Source organism: uncultured Aquabacterium sp. (genome assembly GCF_913773725.1).
Taxonomy (GTDB): Bacteria; Pseudomonadota; Gammaproteobacteria; order Burkholderiales; family Burkholderiaceae_C; genus Aquabacterium.
Window position 1 is genome coordinate 1 of sequence record NZ_CAJYGK010000163.1, and the last position, 2,574, is coordinate 2,574.

2 protein-coding genes and 2 pseudogenes are annotated in these 2,574 nt (G+C 67.1%); all 4 read left to right on the forward strand.

The features are described from left to right. On the forward strand, nucleotides 1–383 hold a 383-nt coding region (locus QZ709_RS21245), incomplete at its 5' end, for a 2OG-Fe(II) oxygenase family protein (protein WP_294639546.1). A gap of 107 nt (nucleotides 384–490) precedes the next feature. After that, entirely contained in the window at nucleotides 491–667 is a 177-nt protein-coding gene (locus QZ709_RS21350; protein ID WP_366937194.1) for a hypothetical protein, read from the forward strand. A gap of 59 nt (nucleotides 668–726) precedes the next feature. Further along, a pseudogene (locus QZ709_RS21255) lies at nucleotides 727–2,294 on the forward strand (ABC transporter substrate-binding protein). Between the two features lie 59 nt (nucleotides 2,295–2,353). Next, nucleotides 2,354–2,574 (forward strand): annotated as a pseudogene (locus QZ709_RS21260) (ABC transporter substrate-binding protein); the annotation flags it as partial.

Below are 2,574 nucleotides of genomic sequence, written 5' to 3' on the forward strand. Positions count from 1 at the left end.
TGCGCTACCCGCCGCTGACGGGCCACGAGCCGGCCGGCTCGCTGCGCGCCGCCGCCCATGGCGACATCAATTTGCTGACCATCCTGCCCGCCGCCAACGAGCCGGGCCTGCAGGTGCTGGGCAAGGACCAGCAGTGGCACGACGTGCCCTGCGACTTCGGCACGCTGACCATCAACATCGGCGACATGCTGCAGGAGGCCTCCGAGGGCTACTACCCGTCGACCCAGCACCGCGTCGTCAACCCGACCGGCGAAGGCGCAACCAAGAGCCGGGTGTCACTGCCGCTGTTCCTGCACCCGCGCGACAACGTGGTGCTCAGCGACCGCTACACCGCTGGCAGCTACCTCGACGAACGCCTGCGCGAGCTGGGCGTCAAGACCTGAAGGCGCAGGTCATCCAGATCCACCCCGACGCGCCGGCCAAACCGGCCTTCGGGGCGCCCTGCAACGGCTGCGGCATCTGCTGCCTGGCCGAACCCTGCCCGCTGGGTGTGCTGCTGAGCCGGCGGCTCACCGGCGCCTGTGTGGCGCTGCGCTGGGACGGCAGCCGCTATGTGTGCGGCGCGCTGACGGACCAACCGAGCGGCGTGCGCGGCTGGCTGGTCAAGCGCTGGATTTCCTCGGGCAGCGGCTGCGACTGCTCGCTCGAGCCTGGGGGCAAGCCCTAGCCGGCCCGCCGCGAGGCACCGCTACATTTTTTGGCTTCTGCCGTCCCCAAGGAAGCCGCATGAAGTGCCTGTCCCGCCTCTTGCCCCTGCTCGCCGCCATTGCGCTGGGCAGTGCGGCCGCCGCCCCGCTGCGCTGGGCTGCACAGAACGACATCCTGACGCTGGACCCGCATTCGCAGGACCACAACACCTCCAACGCGATCGGCAACCACATCTACGAGGGCCTGACGCGCCTGGGCCGTAACTACCGGCCGGAGCCCTCGCTGGCCACCAGGTGGACGTATCTGTCGCAGACGCAGGTGCGCTTCGAGCTGCGCAAAGGCGTGAAGTTCCACGACGGTTCCCCGTTCACGGCCGACGACGTGGTGTTCAGCTTCGGCCGCATCACGCAGCCGCAGGGCACCAAGCAGACCTATGTGTCGGGCATCAAGGAGGTGAAGAAGATCGACGACTTCACCGTCGACCTGCTTCTAGAGGCGCCCACGCCGATGCTGCTGCAGAACATCATCAGCTTCCCGATCATGAGCAAGGCGTGGTCGGAGAAGAACAACACGACCCATACCCAGGACTACAAGGCCAAGGAAGAGAACTACGCCTCACGCAATGCCAATGGCACGGGCCCGTACAAGCTGGTGAGCTGGCAGCCCGACCAGGCCGTGAAGATGGTGGCCAACAAGGACTGGTGGGACAAGAACCCGGGCAACGTCACCGAGCTGAGCTATCTGCCCATCAAGAGCGCACCCACGCGCGTGGCGGCGCGCTGTCGGGCGATGTGGACCTGGTCACCGATCTGCCGCCGCAGGACTTCCTCAAGCTCAAGGCCGAGGGCAAGGTCCGGCTGGTGGAGGGGCCGGAGATCCGCACGATCTTCTTCGTGATGGACCAGGGCAGCGACGAACTGCGCGAATCCAGCGTGAATGGGCGCAACCCGTTCAAGGATCGGCGCGTGCGCGAGGCCATGAACCTGGCACTGGACCGCATGGCCATCCAGCGCAGCATCATGCGGGGGCTGTCGGTGCCCGCGGCGCTGATGGTGGCACCCGGCGTGAACGGCCATGACGCGGCGCTGGACGCGCCGCTCAAGCCCGACGTCGCCAAGGCCCGCAAGCTGCTGGCCGAGGCCGGCTATCCCAACGGCTTCGAGCTGCCGCTGCACTGCCCCAACAACCGCTACGTGAACGACGAGCAGGTCTGCCAGGCGGCGGTGTCGATGTGGGCCCGCATCGGCGTGAAGGCACGGCTGGTCGCCGCGCCCTTCTCCACCCACAGCCAGACCTTCCAGCGCGGCGAATCGCCCTTCTTCATGCTGGGCTGGGGCGTGTCCACCTACGACGCGCTGTACGGCATGCAGGCCTGGGGCCACACGCGCACCCAGGGCGCCGACGGCAACTTCAACTTCGGCAAGGTCAGCGACGCCACCCTCGACGCGCTGATCCAGAAGATCAAGTTCGAGCCGGATGTGCCCAAGCGCAACGCGCTGATCCGCGAGGCGCTGCTGCGCATTCGCGACGAATCGCTGTTCATCCCCATCCATCACCAGATCCGGCCGTGGGCGATGAAGCCGGGCGTGCAGACGCTGCACCGCTCCAACGACTATTTCGAGGCGCGCTACACCACGGTCAAGTAGCGCTGCAGGCCGGCGCAGCTTCGGCGATCATCGCGGCTCCCAACCCCGGAGGATTGCCGATGAAACTGCGCCTGGCCACCGCCGCGCTACTGCTGAGCGCCACGCTCGCCGCCACCGCCAACCCGCTGCGCTGGGCTGCGCAGAACGACATCCAGACACTGGACCCGCACTCGCAGAACCATTCCGCGACGACCACGATCTCGGGCTATGTCTACGAGAGCCTCACGCGGTACACGGAGAAGTTCGATGTGGAGCCGGCGCTTGCTTCCAAGTGGACCTT